The following is a 16,006-nucleotide window of genomic DNA, read 5'->3' on the forward strand; positions in this document are numbered from 1 at the left end:
GTGGGGAACATGGCGAAACGCGAACGAGTCGTACGGATGTCGGTGGAACTGCCCCTGTGGCGGGCCCTGATCGGCTACCGGGTGCTCACGACGCTCTACGCGTTGGCGATCTTCGCCAATGGCTACCACAAATTCGAACGGCCCTGGGTGGGCATCGGGTACCTCTCGGTGCTCACCGTGTGGAACTTCGCGACCCTGCCGAGGGTGGCCAACGCGGCCGCCTGCACCAAGCGGTTCCTCGCCGTCGACCTCACGGTGGTGCTCACCGGCATCCTGCTCACGCCGGTCGCCGACGTGGACGCCCAGCATGTCGACGGGCCGACGCTGCCGACCATAGCGGCGGCCGGAGCGGTGATCGCCTTCGCGATCAAGGGCGGCTGGCGCTGGGCCGGGTTCGCCTCGTCGCTGGTGGCCGTCGCCAACATCGTGGAGCGCGCGCACCCGACCCGGGACACCTTCCACAACGTGATCCTGGTGTGGATCGCCTCCATCGGGATCGGCTACATCGTCGAGGTGGCCCGGGCCAGTGAGGCGACGCTCGCCCGCGCCCTGGAGATCGAGGCGGCCACCCGCGAGCGCGAGCGCCTGGCCCGCGACATCCACGACAGCGTGCTCCAGGTGCTCGCCATGGTGCAGCGCCGCGGCACCGCTCTGGGCGGCGAGGCCGCGGAGCTCGGCCGCCTCGCCGGCGAGCAGGAGGTGGCCCTGCGCACCCTGGTCTCCAGTGGCCTGGTGCCGCCGACCCGGACCTGGGAGGACTTCGGGAACGGCGCCGTCGTACGGGCGGTCGAGGTGGACGACGAGCCCGGCGAGAGCGGCGAGATCGACCTGCGCTCGCTGCTCGCCCGGCACGCCGGATCGAAGGTCTCCTTCGCGGAACCGGGCGCTCCGGTGCTGCTCGCACCCGCTGCGGCGAGGGAACTCGCGGCCGCTGTCAGTGCCGCACTGGACAATGTCCGTATGCACGCGGGGGAGTTGGCCCAGGCCTGGATCCTGGTGGAGGACTGGGGGGACGAAGTGATCGTGACGGTACGGGACGACGGGCCCGGAATCCCGGCGGGCCGGCTCGACCAGGCGGAGGGGGAGGGACGCATGGGCGTCGCCCTCTCGATCCGGGGCCGGCTGCGCGACCTGGGCGGCACGGCGGAGCTGATCTCCGTGCCGGGCCAGGGCACAGAAGTTGAACTGAAGGTCCCACGGGGGAAGGCAGGACGGCACGGATGAGCAGGGAGCAGACGGTGCGGGCGGATGCGACGGTGAAGGTGATGGTGGTCGACGACCATCCGATGTGGCGCGACGCGGTCGCCCGCGACCTCGCCGCCGCGGGCTTCGACGTGGTCGCCACGGCCGGCGACGGACCGCAGGCGGTGCGCAGGGCCCAGGCCGCGGCGCCCGACGTCCTGGTCCTCGACCTCAACCTGCCGGGCATGCCGGGCGCCCAGGTCTGCAAGGAACTGGTGGCCGCCAACCCGGCGTTGCGGGTCCTGGTCCTGTCCGCCTCGGGCGAGCACGCGGACGTACTGGAGGCGGTGAAGTCCGGCGCGCTCGGCTACCTCCTCAAGTCGGCCAGCACCGAGGAGCTGACCGACGCGGTGCGCCGCACGGCCGTGGGTGACCCGGTGTTCACCCCGGGCCTGGCCGGCCTCGTCCTCGGCGAGTACCGCAGGCTCGCCAAGGACCCGGCGCCCGCCACGTCCGACGAGCCCAAGGCCCCGCAGCTCACCGAGCGCGAGACCGAGGTGCTGCGCCTGGTCGCCAAGGGCCTGAGCTACAAGCAGATAGCCGAGCGCCTGGTCATCTCGCACCGCACGGTGCAGAACCACGTCCAGAACACGCTGGGCAAGCTCCAGCTGCACAACAGGGTCGAGCTCGTGCGGTACGCGATCGAGCGCGGCCTCGACGACGCCTGACCGGGCCATCCCCCGTACGGGTGACCGGCCGATCTTCAACTCCCCTGCGGATCAAGCGAATTGACCCTTCGCCCCATCCCGGAGTGACATACGTCACCACTAGCGTGGACGCGTACGTCACTCCCAGGTGAAGGGACCATTCCATGCGGGTCGGAGTACTGACCGGAGGCGGTGACTGCCCCGGACTCAACGCCGTCATCCGGGGCATCGTCCGCAAGGGTGTGCAGGAGTACGGATACGAGTTCACCGGGTTCAAGGACGGCTGGCGGGGCCCCCTGGAGGGCGACACCGTCAAGCTGGACATCCCGGCGGTGCGCGGCATCCTGCCGCGCGGCGGAACCATCCTCGGCTCCTCGCGCACCAACCCCCTCAAGGCGGAGAACGGGGTCCGCCGCATCAAGGAGAACCTCACCAAGTACGAGATCGACGCAGTGATCGCGATCGGCGGCGAGGACACCCTGGGTGTCGCGGCCCGCCTCAGCGACGAGTACGCCGTCCCCTGTGTCGGCGTGCCCAAGACGATCGACAACGACCTGTCCGCCACCGACTACACCTTCGGCTTCAACACCGCCGTCGGCATCGCGACCGAGGCCATCGACCGGCTGCACACCACGGCCGAGTCCCACATGCGGGTCCTGGTCGTCGAGGTCATGGGCCGGCACGCGGGCTGGATCGCCCTGCACTCGGGCCTGGCCGGCGGCGCCAACGTCATCCTCATCCCCGAGCAGCGCTTCGACGTCGACCAGGTCTGCGGCTGGATCACCTCCCGCTTCAAGGCCTCGTACGCCCCGATCGTCGTCATCGCCGAGGGCGCCATGCCCAAGGACGGCGAAATGGTGCTCAAGGACGGCACGCTCGACTCCTTCGGGCACGTGCGGCTCTCCGGCGTCGGCGAGTGGCTGGCCAAGGAGATCGAGAAGCGCACCGGCAAGGAGGCCCGCACCACGGTCCTCGGCCACGTCCAGCGCGGCGGCACCCCGAGCGCCTTCGACCGGTGGCTCGCCACCCGCTTCGGCCTGCACGCCATCGAGGCGGTGCGCGACGGCGACTTCGGCAAGATGGTCGCGCTGCGCGGCACCGACATCGTGCGGGTGCCGATCTCGGAGGCCACCTCGAAGCTGAAGACCGTGGACCCCGCGCTCTACGCCGAGGTGGGCGTCTTCTTCGGCTGAGGGCCTGCGCCCGGATCCCGGCCGGGCGGGTCCGGGCCATGGGCCGTATATTCGCGATATCCGGCCCATAGCCCTCATGACTGGCCTGATGGCCAGGAAGCGCCGATAAGGGGAAAGTCGTGGAAATCCTGGCATTCGGCGTGCAGGCCGACGAGAAGCCGCTGATCGAGAAGGCCTTCGCGGGACTCCACGACGTGCGCTGCCTGGACGTCTTCCTCACCCGGGACACCGTGCCGATCGCCGCCGGATACGAAGTGGTCTCCACCAGCGTCAACGCCGCCCTCGACGCCCAGGTGCTGCAGAGCCTGGCCGCCGGCGGGACGCGGATGATCGCCCAGCGCTCCACCGGCTTCAACAACATCGATCTGGACGTGGCCGCCCGCCTCGGCCTCACCATCGCCCGGGTCTCCTACTACTCGCCGTACTCGGTCGCCGAATTCGCCTGGACCCTGGCGATGGCCGTGAACCGCCGCATCGTGCGGGCCTCCAACCGCACCCGCGACTTCGACTTCCGCCTCGACGGGCTGCTCGGCCGCGACATGCGGGGCCGCACCGCCGGGATCCTCGGCACCGGCAAGATCGGCGAGGCGTTCACCCGGATCGCCCATGGCTTCGGCATGAACCTGCTCGGCTGGGACGCGGCGCAGAACCAGGCCTGCGTCGAGCTCGGCATGAAGTACGTCGACAAGGAAGAACTCCTCGCGAACGCGGACCTGATCAGCCTGCACGTGCCGCTGCTGCCCTCGACCCAGCACATCATCGGGCGCAGGGAACTCGCGGGGATGAAGGACGACGCGATCCTGGTCAACTCCAGCCGGGGCGGGCTCATCGACACGGACGCGCTGGTGGGCGAGCTGCGCAAGGGACGCTTCGCCGGCGTCGGCCTCGATGTGTACGAGGCCGAGGCGGGGCTCTTCTTCCTCGACAAGTCGCTCGAGGCGGTCCAGGACGACATCCTGGCCCGCCTCATGACCTTCCCGAACGTGGTGGTCACCTCGCACCAGGCGTACTACACCCAGGACGCGGTGGGCCAGATCATCGCGGCCACGGTGGACAACGTGGCGGCCTACGCGGCAGGCCGCCACACCGAGAACGTCCTGGTCCCGGCAGTGCCGTAACCCGGCTCAGCGCACGGCGGCCACCCCCGCGAGCAGGTCCTTGACCACCTCCGGGCCGCGCAGGGTCAGCACCGACTCCGGGTGGAACTGGATGCCCGCGTACCCGGGGCCGCGCAGCGCGTGGACCTCGTGGGTCACCGGGTCGCGCGCGATCTCCACGCCGGGCAGCTCTCCCGCGCAGCGCGCCGCGAAGCTGTTGTAGAAGCCCACCGTCTCCTCGCGGCCGAACAGGTCGATCCGCACTTGCGCGCCCTGGTGGGGCTCCCGCTTGCGCACGATCTCCAGGCCGAGCTCCGCCGCGATCAGCTCATGGCCCAGGCACACGCCGAGCAGCCCGTGCCGGTGCGAGCGCAGGAGTGCCGCGGCCAGCGGGCGGAGCAGTGCCATCTTCGGGTCGGCCGCATCCGCGGGGTCGCCCGGACCGGGGCCGAGGATCACCGGGCCCTCGTGGCCGAGCACCCGCGCGTGCAGCCCGGGGACGTCGTAGCGGAGCACCGAGACCGCGAGGCCGGCCGAGCGCAGCACGTGCGCGAGCATCGCCGTGAACGTGTCCTCGCCGTCCACCACCAGGGCCGACCCGCTCGGCTCGGCCGGCCGGTCCTGCATCCGCAGCCAGAACGGCGCGAGGTCGGCCCGGCGGGCATCGAGCGCGGCCCGCACCCGGGGATCGTCGGCGAGGCGCGCACGTACGGACTCGGTGGCCGGCCGGGCGGGCCGCACCCCGAGCGCCGCCAGGACACCGGCCGCCTTGGCGTGCGTCTCGGCGACCTCGCTCGCCGGGTCCGAGTGACGTACGAGCGTGGCGCCGACCGGGACCCTGAGGTGCCCTTCGGGGGAGATGTCCGCCGTGCGGATCAGGATGGGGGAGTCCAGGGTCTGGGAGCCGCCCGCGTCCCGGCCGAGCAGGGCGAGCGCGCCCGCGTAATAGCCGCGCCCGCCGTCCTCGTACCGCTCGATGACCCGGCACGCGTTCTGCACCGGCGACCCGGTGACCGTCGCCGCGAACATCGTCTCCTTCAGGACCTCGCGGACGTCGAGCGAGGAGCGACCCCTCAACTCGTACTCGGTGTGCGCGAGATGGGCCATCTCCTTCAGGCGGGGGCCGATCACGACGCCGCCCATGTCGCCGACCGTGCACATCATCTTGAGCTCTTCGTCGACGACCATCGACAGCTCGTCGGTCTCCTTGCGGTCGGCGAGGAAGGTCAGCAGGTCCTCCGGCGTGGGGCCGCCCGCCGGGTAGCGGTAGGTCCCGCTGATCGGGTTCATGACCACCGTGCCGCCGGACATCCGCACGTGCACCTCGGGGCTTGCGCCGACCAGAGTGCGCCCGCCGGTATGCACGACGTACGTCCAGTACGCGCCCTGCTCACCCACCAGCAGGCGGCGGAACAGGGCCAGCGCGTCGGCCCGTCCGAAGCCGGGGATCTCGCCGGTGAACGTGCGCCGGATGACGAAGTTGGCGCCCTCGCCGCGGCCGATCTCGTCGTCGATCACCCGCCGCACGATCCCCGCGTACTCCTCGTCGCCGACGTCGAAGCCGCCGCCGCTGACCCGCACCTCGTGTGCGGGCAGCTCGGCGAGCACGTCCGCGAGGGGGAGTTCGTACGTCTCGTCCGCGACCAGGACCGAGAGCGGCGTCCCGTCGTCACGGACGTCGAAGCCGCGCTCCCTGATCTGCCGGAACGGCACCAGGGCGAGCGCGGGCCGGTCCCCGACGGGCAGGTCGGCGAGGTGTTCGGCCTCGTGGACCTCGCCGATCAGCAGCTCGACGATGTCGTGATCATGACCCGGGGTGCGCCTGCGCAGCAGCGCGAAGGGCGGGCAGTTCTCGTCCAACAGCCTCTGGATGAGCATGAGGTGGGTGGTTCCTTCCGGTGGTGAGCGGGAGGAACAGCCCGGGAAACACTGAAGGCCGCCCCTCGGGGCGGCCTTCGCGAGTCTGTGTACGCGCAGAAATCAGCGGGCCGCCGGATGAGCGGTCCACCACCAGTTCTGGGTCGAGTGCGCGAACATGCCGGGCACTCTACCCGATGGCACCGCCGGGAGGCAGTGCCATCGGGATCTCTTGGTCAGAGCAGCGTGTTGTAGATGTTCCAGCCGGTGCCGATCTGGCGGCGGTCGCCGAACGGCTGCGCCGAGCCGCCGTTGTCCGGGTAGAACCACAGCTTGCCGTCGGCGTCGCGGCCGGTCAGGTCCGGCTTGCCGTCCCCGTCCAGGTCGCCCGAGCTGACGATCGAGTTGTAGATGTTCCAGCCGGTGCCGATCTGGTGGCGGTCGCCGAAGGGCTGCACCGCGCTGCCCGTGCCCGGGTAGAACCACAGCTTCCCGGACGGCTCGCGCGCCACGAAGTCGCCCTTGCCGTCGCCGTCGAGGTCGCCGGTGCTCACGATCTGGTCGTAGATCTGCCAGCTGCTGCCGATCTGCGTGCGGTCGCCGAAGGCGGGGCCGCCGTTGCCCGGGTAGAGCCAGAGCTTGCCGTTGCCGTCGCGGGCAATCAGGTCGGCCCGGCCGTCACCGGTCAGGTCGCCCGCGCCCACCAGGGAGGTGAAGGCGCCCCAGCCCGCGCCGAGCTTGACGCGGTCGCCGAACGGGGCCGCCGGGTTGCCGCTGCCCTTGTAGTACCAGGCCACCCCGGAGGTGTCCCGGGCGATCAGGTCACCCTGGCCGTCGGCACGGAAGTCCGACAGGTCCGTCATGGCGTCGTAGATGCCCCAGCCGCTCCCGATCTTGAACCGGGTGAGGAAGGGCTGTGCGATGTCGCCCGAGCCCTGGTACTGCCAGAAGCCGCCGTTCGCGTCCCGCGCGAGCAGGTTGTAGCGGTCGTCGGCGCGCACCGGACCCGCCGGGGTGACCTGTTCGACGTCGGCCGTCCGCACCCAGGCGATCCGGTGGTTGTACCGGATCGGGTAGAAGGTCTGGGTGCCCTTGACCAGCGTGCCGAGCGTGGTGCCGCCGTAGTAGTAGTCGCCCGCGACCGGGGCGCCCGCGGCGACATAGGTCTGGCCGGCCGGAATGCCGTACTTCGACAGCGAGGCCGAGTTGTTGTTCTGCACCGGCACCCCGGTGCCCGCGTACGCCGCGTCCTCCGGGTAGGCGCGCCCGTAGACCGGGACCGCGGCGGTGCCCTTGGCCTTCAGGACGACCGGGGCCGAGGGGGACACGACCGAGGTGTACTGGCCGCCCGGGTTGTAGAACCAGGCCTTGCGGCCGCCGTACCAGATCGCCGTCCAGTCACCGCTCCAGTCGGCCACCACGTAACTGCCGCCGGCGACGACCTTGTCGCCCCAGTTCGGCCCGTCGCTCCACAGCACGTTCGGCATGTACGGGTCGGCGATGGGCGTCGCCGTCGAGGCCGTCGCGTACAGGTAGCCGAAGTTCGCGGGGCGCGGGGTGACGTTCTTGCCGCCGTACGTCAGCGGAGGCTGGTTCGCCGAGGTGAACGGCGGTACGACCTTGACGACCTGGCCGGCCCTGAGCGGCTGGCCCGCGCCGCCGGCGCCGGTCGGGGCGCCGAGCAGGGACATGTAGTGGTTCCAGTCCCAGAACGGGCCCGGGTCCCAGTGCATCGCGGCCACGTTCGGGTCGAGGACGCCGGGCACCTCGTCGTGGCCGATGATGTGCTCGCGGTCGACCGGGATGCCGAATCTGTCCGCCAGGTACTTGACCAGCGTCGCGGACGCGTCGTAGAGGGGCTCGCCGTACCAGCTGCCGTCCTTGATCGCGAAGCCCACGTGCTCGATGCCGAGCGCGTGCATGTTCACGGTCTTGTTGCCCGCGTGGTATGACTCGTCCTTCGTCGCCACCATCTGCGTGACGAGGCTGCCGTCGTCCTTGACCAGGTAGTGCGTGCTCGCCTGCGCCGTCGGGTCCTGGAAGACGGCGACGGAACCGTCGTAGCTGCCCTCGGTGTCGTGAATGATGATCTGCCGGATGTCGAATCCGTTGTCCGGCCGGGTGGCGAGGTTGTAGTTGTTCACGTTCGCCGGCTTGAAGTCGCACGGCAGACCCGCCGGGCACTCGGGCGTCGCGGCGTCGGCCGCGGCCTTGCCGGTGCCTGCCGCCAGCGGCATCTTCGCCGGCTTGACCGGCTTCACCGCCGGGTCGGCGGGCAGCGCGAGGTACTGGCCGTCCGTGGTGAGCCGGCTCTCGCCGGAGCGCACCGTCTCGAAGACGCGGTCGGCGAAGGCGCCGGCGCCCTTGGCGTCGGGGGCCTGGCTGTAGCGGGCCACCGCCGCGTACCAGCCGCCCGGGTCGGCCGGCAGCGAGCCGGTGGCCGCGCGCTGGTACCGGGCGAGCAGCGCCGCGCCCGCCCGGATGCTCTGGGCGGCGTCGGTGCGTACCGCGTCCACCGGCTTGCCGATGAGCTTCGCGGCCTCGTCCAGCGTGTGCAGCGCCGGGTCGTTGGTGTCGACGGCGGGCTCGGAGGTCGGCGCCTTCTTGGCGTCGAACTTCTTCATGACCGCCGGGTCACCGCTCATGTTGAGGTGCGCCAGCTGCTCCTGGGCGCTGGGCGGCGCCACGTCACCGGGCATGACCCGGGTCAGACCCATGACGTTGTACGCGCCCGACGTGCTGGGCTTGCCGTCGTGGTCCTCCCAGAGCGTCTGGCGGTAGGAGACCGCCATCAGGACGCTCTGCGGAACCTTGAACTCTCTTGCCGCTCCGGCGAATTGGGCCTGCAGGGCCGAGCCCGGCTGCCCTCCGTCGTCCTGCGTCGCCCCCACGACGCGCGGCGCCGCCACGGCCACCGAGCCCAACGCGGTGACGGCCACGGCCCCGGCCACCCCGTAGGCAAGGAACTTCTTCGCTACGTGTCTCTGCTGCCTTCTGCTCACGCTTCGGCTCACACCCACCCCTGGTCGCTTTGCCCTGTATTCAGTAAGTGGCGTGAGGTTAACAGGGGGTGACGTGCGGGGGGAGAGGTAGGAGAGGTTTCAGGCCTTGGCGGCTGCCTGGTCGCCTCCGCGTGGCAGGCGTCTCATTTGTTGGTCGCTGGGGTGGACGGCTTGGCGGACCCCGTAATGTGGGTCCGGTGACCGTGAACGTAAACACCTGGCGTGACCTTCCCGCGGCGCAGCAGCCCGAGTACCCCGATGCCGAGGCTCTGCGCGATGTGATCGCGGACCTCGAGTCGTATCCGCCGCTCGTCTTCGCGGGCGAGTGCGACCAGCTGCGCGCCCGTCTGGGAGCCGTCGCCCAGGGCGAGGCGTTCCTCCTCCAGGGCGGCGACTGCGCCGAGGCCTTCGACGCCGTCTCGGCCGATCACATCCGGGCCAAGCTGAAGACCCTCCTCCAGATGAGCGCCGTCCTCACCTACGCGGCCTCCGTGCCCGTGGTGAAGGTCGGCCGCATCGCCGGCCAGTACTCCAAGCCCCGCTCCAAGGGCACCGAGACCCGCGACGGCGTGACCCTGCCGACCTACCGCGGCGACTCCGTGAACGGCTTCGCCTTCACGGAGAAGGACCGCGTGCCGGACCCCGAGCGCCTGAAGCGGATGTACAACGCGTCCGCCTCGACGCTCAACCTGGTCCGCGCCTTCACCACCGGCGGCTACGCCGACCTGCGCCAGGTGCACGCCTGGAACCAGGACTTCGTGAAGTCGTCGCCCTCCGGCCAGCGCTACGAGCAGCTCGCCCGCGAGATCGACAACGCGCTCAACTTCATGAAGGCCTGCGGCACCGACCCCGCCGAGTTCAAGGCCGTCGAGTTCTACGCCTCGCACGAGGCGCTGCTGCTCGACTACGAGTCGGCGCTGACCCGCACCGACTCCCGCACCGGCCACCTGTACGACACCTCCGGCCACATGGTCTGGATCGGTGAGCGCACCCGGCAGCTGGACGGCGCGCACATCGAGTTCGCCTCCCGGATCCGCAACCCGATCGGCATCAAGCTCGGCCCGACGACCACCGTCGACGAGGCGCTCACCTACGTGGACCGCCTCGACCCGGACCGTGAGCCGGGCCGGCTGACCTTCGTCGTCCGCATGGGCGCCGACAAGGTCCGCGACAAGCTGCCCGACCTCGTCGAGAAGGTCACCGCGTCCGGTGCGGTCGTCGCCTGGGTCACCGACCCGATGCACGGCAACACCTTCGAGGCGGCCTCCGGCCACAAGACGCGCCGCTTCGACGACGTCCTGGACGAGGTCAAGGGCTTCTTCGAGGTCCACAAGGCGCTCGGCACGCACCCGGGCGGCATCCATGTCGAGCTCACCGGTGACGACGTCACCGAGTGCGTGGGCGGCGGCGACGAGATCTTCGTCGACGATCTGCACCAGCGCTACGAGACGGCCTGCGACCCGCGCCTGAACCGCAGCCAGTCCCTGGACCTGGCGTTCCTGGTCGCCGAGATGTACCGCGACCAGTAGTCCCGTACGCAGCACAGTGGGGCGCGGATCGATGTGATCCGCGCCCCACTGGCGTATCCGGGGCTTTTGCGCACCCGGAGTGCCGGGTAAGGTTAGGTTAGCCTCACCGAGGGATCGGGAACCGATCAACCGGGACTGGCCTTACCCATCGATCCCCGCGTCGATCGCTCCGGGAGGTGAACCGCGTGTACGTATGCAACTGCTTCGGTGTCACCGAGGAGCAGGTCAGGAAGCACGCGGACGGCGGTGCCTGCACCCCCCGCCAGATAGCTTCCGCCTGCAAGGCCGGCACCGACTGCGGTTCGTGCGTACGCCGCATCCAGGCGCTCCTCGGCCGCGGCGCCTGCCCCCGCCGGGAGCTGGTGGACCAGGGCAAGCCCGCGCTGACCGCGGTCGCCCCGGAGTCGGCCCCGGTCCTGGACGAGGCCGCGTAGTTCCTAGCTCTCCGGCTGCTCGATGAGCTGCGCGATGTAGAGCGCCTCGCCGAGCTTGTCGACCAGCTCCAGCTGGGTGTCCAGGTAGTCGATGTGGTGCTCCTCGTCCGCCAGGATCGACTCGAAGATGTTCGCGGACGTGATGTCGCCCTTCGCCCGCATGACCTCGATGCCGCGCTTGAGGCGGTCGATCGCCTCGACCTCGATCTGCCGGTCCGCCTGGAACATCTCGGTGACCGTCTGCCCGATGCGCACATGGAAGAGCCGCTGGAAGTTCGGCAGGCCGTCCAGGAAGAGGATCCGGTCGGTCAGCACCTCCGCGTGCTTCATCTCGTCGATCGACTCATGACGCGTGTACTTGGCCAGCTTCGTCCAGCCGAAGTTGGCCTGCATCGCGCTGTGCAGCCAGTACTGGTTGATCGCCGTCAGCTCGGCACTCAGCTGCTCATTCAGGAATTCGATGACCTCGGGGTCGCCCTGCATCGCAGAGGCTCCTTCCAAGCGGTAACTGGGCAGGTTCCGCGCATCCTTGCACCGTGATCAGAGAGCGTCCAGTAAGTGCACGCTTAGTAGGAGTTGCCCGAATCGGGACGTCCCTGGTCACCACCACCCCCCGGGGTCTGTCACCATGGAGTCATGGGTCAGCCGGAGAGCCGGGAGCGGCAGGGAGCAGCGCAGACGGAGCTTCCGCCGGGGCAGCGCCTCCAGCGCGGCTGGCCGGTCACCCACTACGGTCCGGTCCCCAAGTTCAAGCCGGAGCGCTGGGAGTTCCGGGTCTTCGGAGCCACCGCCGACGGCGACAAGCACTGCTGGAACCACGAGGAGTTCTCGGCGCTGCCGTTCGAGACCGTGGTCGCCGACCTGCACTGCGTCACCAAGTTCTCGATGGTCGGGGCCGAATGGGGCGGGGTGAGCGCCCGCACGATCGCCGAACTCGCGCCGCCCGCACCCGATGTCACCCATGTCATGGTGTGGGCCGAGTACGGCTTCAGCTCCAACCTGCGCCTGGCCGACTTCCTCGGCGACCGTACCCTCTTCGCCACCCACAACGGCGGAGAGCTGCTCACCGCCGAACACGGCTTCCCGCTGCGCCTGGTCGTTCCGCACCTCTACGCCTGGAAGGGCCCCAAGTGGGTCCGCGGCATCGAGTACATGACGGCGGACCGCCGGGGCTTCTGGGAGGAGCGGGGCTACCACAACATCGGCGACCCCTGGCGCGAGCAGCGCTACTCCTACCAGGAGGAGCCCGGGGACGGCCCCGAGCTCTAGACCTGGAGTTACGCCCGCAGGGACTTCAGCAGGGCCACGTCCGCCGCGTGCCCCTCCTTGCCGCCCGGGGTCTCGATCACCAGCGGCACGCCCTCGGTCGCCGGGTGCGCGAGCAGCTCGCGGAACGGCTCCTCGCCGATGTGTCCGGTGCCGATGTTCTCGTGGCGGTCCTTGTGTGCGCCGGCCACATCCTTGGAGTCATTGGCGTGGATCAGCTTGAGCCGCCCCTCGCCGACGGTCTCCACCAGGAGGTCCAGGGTCTGCTTCATCCCGCCGGGCCCGGCCAGGTCGTGCCCTGCCGCGTAGATGTGGCAGGTGTCGAGGCAGACCCCCAGCTTGGGGTGGGCGTCCAGGGCCTCGAAGTACGGGCCGAAGTCCCAGGTGCGCGAGCACAGTGAGGCGCCCTGCCCGGCCGTCGACTCCAGGAGCAGGAACGGGTCGTCGTCGTGGGTCAGTTCGTCGAGCAGCGGCAGCAGATGCGTACGGACCTGCGCGAGAGCCTCCGCGCGCGGACGTCCGCCGGTCGCCGAACCGGTGTGCACGACCACGCCGAGCGCGCCGATCTCGCGGCCCCGGCGCAGCGAGTGCCGCAGCGACTCCACCGACTTCTCCACCGTGGCCTCGGTGTGCGAGCCGAAGTTGATCAGGTACGGGGCATGCACGTACGCCGGGATCGAGGCCTCGGCGCACTCGGCCCGGAACTTCTCGTCCTGGGCCGGGTTCCCGGTGGGGGTGGCCCAGCCACGCGGGTTGGCGGCGAAGACCTGCACGGTCTCGGCGCCGATCTCGCGCGCGTAGGCGAGGCCGGTCGTGGCGAGGCCGCCGGCCACGGGGACGTGGCCGCCGATGGGGTTGCGCATGGGGTGACTACCTACAGTCCCTTGGTGGTGATGGTGATGGTGGAACCCTCGGGCGCCTGCGCGCCGGCGGCGACGGACTGGCCCGACACCTCGTCGCTGAGGAACGGGAAGCCGCGGTCGACCTTCACCTTGAAGCCGGCCTTCTCCAGGTCCCGCTGGGCGTCGGCGGCCTTCTCGCCGGTCACCTTGGGCACGGGGATCATCCGGGGGCCCTTGGACACGGTCAGCGTCACGCTGTCGCCCTTGGCGAGCTGGGCGTGCTCGGCGGCGGACTGGGCCGCGACCTTGCCCGCGTCCTGCACCGAGTTGACCTGGTCGGGCGCGACGGTGACCTGGAGCCCGGCGCTCTGGAGGGCGGAGGTGGCATCGGCCACCGAGTCGCCGACCACGCCGGGCACGTCGACGGGGGCGCCCTTGCTGACGACCATCGAGACGGCCGTGTCCGTGTGGCGCTTGATGCCCGCGGCCGGGTCGGTGCGGATCACCGAGCCCTGCGGGACGCTCTCGTTGAACTCGCTGGAGGTGTCGCCCGGCGCGAAGCCCGCCTTGTTCAGCTCGCTCTTCGCCTTGTCGAGCGGCATCCCGTCCAGCTGGGGCACCTGCGCCGTCTCCGGACCGCGCGAGACGACCAGGGTGACCGAGCCGTTGCCCCGGATGCGGGCGCCGGTCGCCGGGTCGGTCGACATGACCTGGCCCCGCTCGACGGTGTCACTGAACTGCCGGTCGACCTTCTTGACGCCGAGCCCGGCGCCCGACAGCTTCTTCTTCGCCGCGTCCTCGCTCTGCCCGATGAGGGCCGGAACCCGGGTGAACTGGCCGGAGTTGATGTACCAGACGCCCGCGCCGACCCCGAGGATCAGCAGCAGCGCGGCCACGATCGCGATCAGGCCGCGCCGGTTGTCGAACCGGCCGCGCGACGGGCGGCGCGGCCTGCGGGGCGCGGGCTCCGGCTCGTCCTCGATGCGCTGCGGCATGATCAGCCGGCTGGTGCGGTTGACGGACTCCTCGCGGACGGCCTCGGCGGGCATGGGCCCGGCCGCCGGCCTGACCGGTGTCGTCAGGGCCCGCGGGATCACGCTCGTACGGTCGTCGGCGCCGCTCAGGCCTGCCGAGGAGTGCGCGCCCGGCGGGACCGCGTCCAGCTGCTCGTCGTCGAGGGCGGCGCGGGCGGTACGGGTCTGCGCGAGCAGCGCCACAGCGTCGTGCGGGCGGACGTCGGGGGTGCGGGCGGTCGCCGAGGCGACCAGCTCGTCCAGCTCCAGGGCGAGGCCGGGCACGGCCGCGGACGGCGCGGGCACGCCCTCGTGAAGGTGGGCGTAGAGGATCTGGGCGGGGGTGTCCCCGTGGTGCGGCTTGGCGCCGGTGAGCATCTCGTACAGGACGACACCGCACGCGTACACGTCGGCGCGGGTGTCCGCGGTGCCGTGCTCGATCTGCTCGGGGGCCAGGTAGGAGACGGTGCCGAGGACCGATCCTGTGGTGCTGGTCACCGAGTCGACGGCCCTGACCAGGCCGAAGTCGGCGACCTTGACCCGGCCGTCGTCCCCGATCAGGACGTTCTCGGGCTTCATGTCCCGGTGGACGAAACCGGCCCGGTGGGCGGCGCCGAGGGCCGCGAGCACCGGCTCCAGGATGTCGAGGGCCGCGCGGGGCTGGAGCGCGCCGCGCTCGCGCAGCACGTCGCGCAGGGTGCAGCCCGCGACGTACTCCATCGCGAGGTAGACGTACTGATCCTGCGCGCCCTGGTCGAAGACGCCGACCACATTGGGGTGCGCGAGCCGGGCCACCGACTTGGCCTCGCGGATGAAGCGCTCGACGAAGGAGGCGTCGGCGGCGAGGCTCGGGTGCATCACCTTGAGGGCGAGCACACGGTCGAGGCGGGTGTCGACGGCCCGGTAGACCGTGGCCATACCGCCGACGGCGATGCGCGCGTCGACGCGGTAGCGGCCGTCGAGCACCTGCCCGACGAGGGGGTCATGAAGGGTCGTATCCACGGGGAGAGTTTACGAGCGCCGTCCGGGCCCCTTCACGCCGCAGGCGTTCAAGGGGCCGGACTGAAGCCGAGCTGTGACGCGGGCCGGCTAGAACGCGGGCCGCTCCGGGTCGAGGGCCGCCCGGCCCGCCATCGTCGAGGACGCCTCGGCGAAGTGGCGGCGGGGGATGCGGCCCGCGCGGTGGGCCAGGCGGCCCGCCTCCACCGCGTGCCGCATCGCCTCCGCCATCAGGACCGGCTCCTGGGCCCGGGTCACCGCCGAGGCCAGCATCACCGCCGCACAGCCGAGCTCCATGGCGAGCGCCACGTCGGAGGCGGTGCCCGCGCCCGCGTCGAGGATCACCGGGACGCTCGCCCGGTCCACGATCAGCTCGAAGTTGTGCGGGTTGCGGATGCCGAGGCCGGAGCCGATGGGGGAGCCGAGCGGCATGATCGCCGCGCATCCGACGTCCTCCAGCTTGCGCGCGAGGACCGGGTCGTCGTTGGTGTACGGCAGCACGGTGAACCCGTCGTCGACCAGCACCTCGGCGGCGTCGAGCAGCTCGATCGGGTCGGGAAGCAGGGTGCGCTCGTCGGCGACGACCTCCAGCTTCACCCAGTGCGTGCCCAGCGCCTCGCGGGCAAGCCGCGCGGTGAGCACGGCCTCGCCCGCGGTGAAGCAGCCCGCGGTGTTGGGAAGCACCCGGATGCCGAGGCGGTCCAGGACGGACAGGACCGAGCCCTGCACGGTCGGGTCGAGGCGGCGCATCGCGACGGTGGTCAGCTCGGTGCCGGACACCGCGAGCGCGCGTTCCAGGGTGTCCAGGCTGGGCGCCCCGCCGGTGCCCATGATCAGGCGGGAGTCGAAGGTGGTGTCGGCGATGGTCAGAGAATCGTCGGCCAT

General features: G+C 70.8%; 14 protein-coding genes. 7 read left to right on the plus strand and 7 right to left on the minus strand.

The features are described from left to right. The first annotated feature begins 9 nt into the window (after positions 1 to 9). The 4 genes from macS to IE206_RS06715 all read left to right on the plus strand — a co-directional run bounded on the left by macS (position 10) and on the right by IE206_RS06715 (position 4,200). Positions 10 to 1,224 (plus strand): MacS family sensor histidine kinase, encoded by a 1,215-nt coding sequence (gene macS, locus IE206_RS06700; RefSeq protein ID WP_189961074.1) that lies wholly within the window; start codon positions 10 to 12, stop codon positions 1,222 to 1,224. Then, entirely contained in the window at positions 1,221 to 1,910 is a 690-nt protein-coding gene (locus tag IE206_RS06705; protein ID WP_189961075.1) for a response regulator, read from the plus strand. The genes macS and IE206_RS06705 overlap by 4 nt, the downstream gene beginning before the upstream one ends. A 143-nt stretch (positions 1,911 to 2,053) precedes the next feature. Then, positions 2,054 to 3,082 (plus strand): 6-phosphofructokinase, encoded by a 1,029-nt coding sequence (locus IE206_RS06710; protein WP_189961076.1) that lies wholly within the window; start codon positions 2,054 to 2,056, stop codon positions 3,080 to 3,082. A 119-nt stretch (positions 3,083 to 3,201) separates the two neighbouring features. Next, positions 3,202 to 4,200: a 2-hydroxyacid dehydrogenase gene (locus tag IE206_RS06715; protein ID WP_189961077.1), complete on the plus strand. Its 999-nt coding sequence runs from the start codon at positions 3,202 to 3,204 to the stop codon at positions 4,198 to 4,200. Between the two features lie 6 nt (positions 4,201 to 4,206). Here IE206_RS06715 and IE206_RS06720 read toward each other — a convergent pair whose 3' ends face one another. From IE206_RS06720 to IE206_RS06730, 3 genes are all read right to left on the minus strand, one after another. Continuing rightward, positions 4,207 to 6,057 (minus strand): anthranilate synthase family protein, encoded by a 1,851-nt coding sequence (locus IE206_RS06720; protein WP_189961078.1) that lies wholly within the window; start codon positions 6,055 to 6,057, stop codon positions 4,207 to 4,209. A 102-nt stretch (positions 6,058 to 6,159) separates the two neighbouring features. Next, positions 6,160 to 6,216, minus strand: coding sequence for a trp operon leader peptide (locus tag IE206_RS43550; RefSeq protein WP_078516689.1), 57 nt, complete (start codon positions 6,214 to 6,216; stop codon positions 6,160 to 6,162). Positions 6,217 to 6,272: 56 nt separating this feature from the next. Continuing rightward, a complete protein-coding gene (locus IE206_RS06730; RefSeq protein WP_226598773.1) occupies positions 6,273 to 9,038 on the minus strand; it encodes an N-acetylmuramoyl-L-alanine amidase in 2,766 nt (921 codons plus the stop codon). A 197-nt stretch (positions 9,039 to 9,235) separates the two neighbouring features. On the opposite strand from IE206_RS06730, the gene IE206_RS06735 reads away from it, so the two are divergent. Then, positions 9,236 to 10,567 (plus strand): class II 3-deoxy-7-phosphoheptulonate synthase, encoded by a 1,332-nt coding sequence (locus IE206_RS06735; protein ID WP_226598772.1) that lies wholly within the window; start codon positions 9,236 to 9,238, stop codon positions 10,565 to 10,567. Positions 10,568 to 10,743: 176 nt separating this feature from the next. Beyond that, positions 10,744 to 11,001, plus strand: coding sequence for a (2Fe-2S)-binding protein (locus IE206_RS06740; RefSeq protein ID WP_189961081.1), 258 nt, complete (start codon positions 10,744 to 10,746; stop codon positions 10,999 to 11,001). A 3-nt stretch (positions 11,002 to 11,004) separates the two neighbouring features. Here IE206_RS06740 and bfr read toward each other — a convergent pair whose 3' ends face one another. Beyond that, positions 11,005 to 11,484 (minus strand): bacterioferritin, encoded by a 480-nt coding sequence (gene bfr, locus IE206_RS06745; protein ID WP_053727747.1) that lies wholly within the window; start codon positions 11,482 to 11,484, stop codon positions 11,005 to 11,007. A 153-nt stretch (positions 11,485 to 11,637) separates the two neighbouring features. On the opposite strand from bfr, the gene IE206_RS06750 reads away from it, so the two are divergent. Then, entirely contained in the window at positions 11,638 to 12,270 is a 633-nt protein-coding gene (locus IE206_RS06750; RefSeq protein ID WP_189961082.1) for a sulfite oxidase-like oxidoreductase, read from the plus strand. Positions 12,271 to 12,278: 8 nt separating this feature from the next. Here IE206_RS06750 and IE206_RS06755 read toward each other — a convergent pair whose 3' ends face one another. The 3 genes from IE206_RS06755 to IE206_RS06765 form a co-directional block, all read right to left on the minus strand. After that, on the minus strand, positions 12,279 to 13,130 hold the full coding sequence (locus IE206_RS06755; RefSeq protein ID WP_189961083.1) for a deoxyribonuclease IV: 852 nt from the start codon (positions 13,128 to 13,130) through the stop codon (positions 12,279 to 12,281). An 11-nt stretch (positions 13,131 to 13,141) separates the two neighbouring features. Then, on the minus strand, positions 13,142 to 15,124 hold the full coding sequence (gene pknB, locus IE206_RS06760) for a Stk1 family PASTA domain-containing Ser/Thr kinase (protein WP_189961084.1): 1,983 nt from the start codon (positions 15,122 to 15,124) through the stop codon (positions 13,142 to 13,144). 87 nt (positions 15,125 to 15,211) lie between these two features. Next, positions 15,212 to 16,006, minus strand: a complete 795-nt coding sequence (locus IE206_RS06765; RefSeq protein WP_189961085.1) for a thiazole synthase — start codon at positions 16,004 to 16,006, stop codon at positions 15,212 to 15,214.

This window comes from Streptomyces violascens, assembly GCF_014649955.1.
Lineage (GTDB): Bacteria > Actinomycetota > Actinomycetes > Streptomycetales > Streptomycetaceae > Streptomyces > Streptomyces violascens.

Excerpts from the sequence above, each read along its gene's own strand:
- macS (WP_189961074.1), top strand. The coding sequence starts at position 10 with ATGGCGAAACGCGAACGAGTCGTACGGATGTCGGTGGAACTGCCCCTG.
- IE206_RS06705 (WP_189961075.1), top strand. The coding sequence starts at position 1,221 with ATGAGCAGGGAGCAGACGGTGCGGGCGGATGCGACGGTGAAGGTGATG.
- IE206_RS06710 (WP_189961076.1), top strand. The coding sequence starts at position 2,054 with ATGCGGGTCGGAGTACTGACCGGAGGCGGTGACTGCCCCGGACTCAAC.
- IE206_RS06720 (WP_189961078.1), bottom strand. The coding sequence starts at position 6,057 with ATGCTCATCCAGAGGCTGTTGGACGAGAACTGCCCGCCCTTCGCGCTG.
- bfr (WP_053727747.1), bottom strand. The coding sequence starts at position 11,484 with ATGCAGGGCGACCCCGAGGTCATCGAATTCCTGAATGAGCAGCTGAGT.
- IE206_RS06750 (WP_189961082.1), top strand. The coding sequence starts at position 11,638 with ATGGGTCAGCCGGAGAGCCGGGAGCGGCAGGGAGCAGCGCAGACGGAG.
- IE206_RS06755 (WP_189961083.1), bottom strand. The coding sequence starts at position 13,130 with ATGCGCAACCCCATCGGCGGCCACGTCCCCGTGGCCGGCGGCCTCGCC.
- IE206_RS06765 (WP_189961085.1), bottom strand. The coding sequence starts at position 16,006 with ATGGCCGACGATTCTCTGACCATCGCCGACACCACCTTCGACTCCCGC.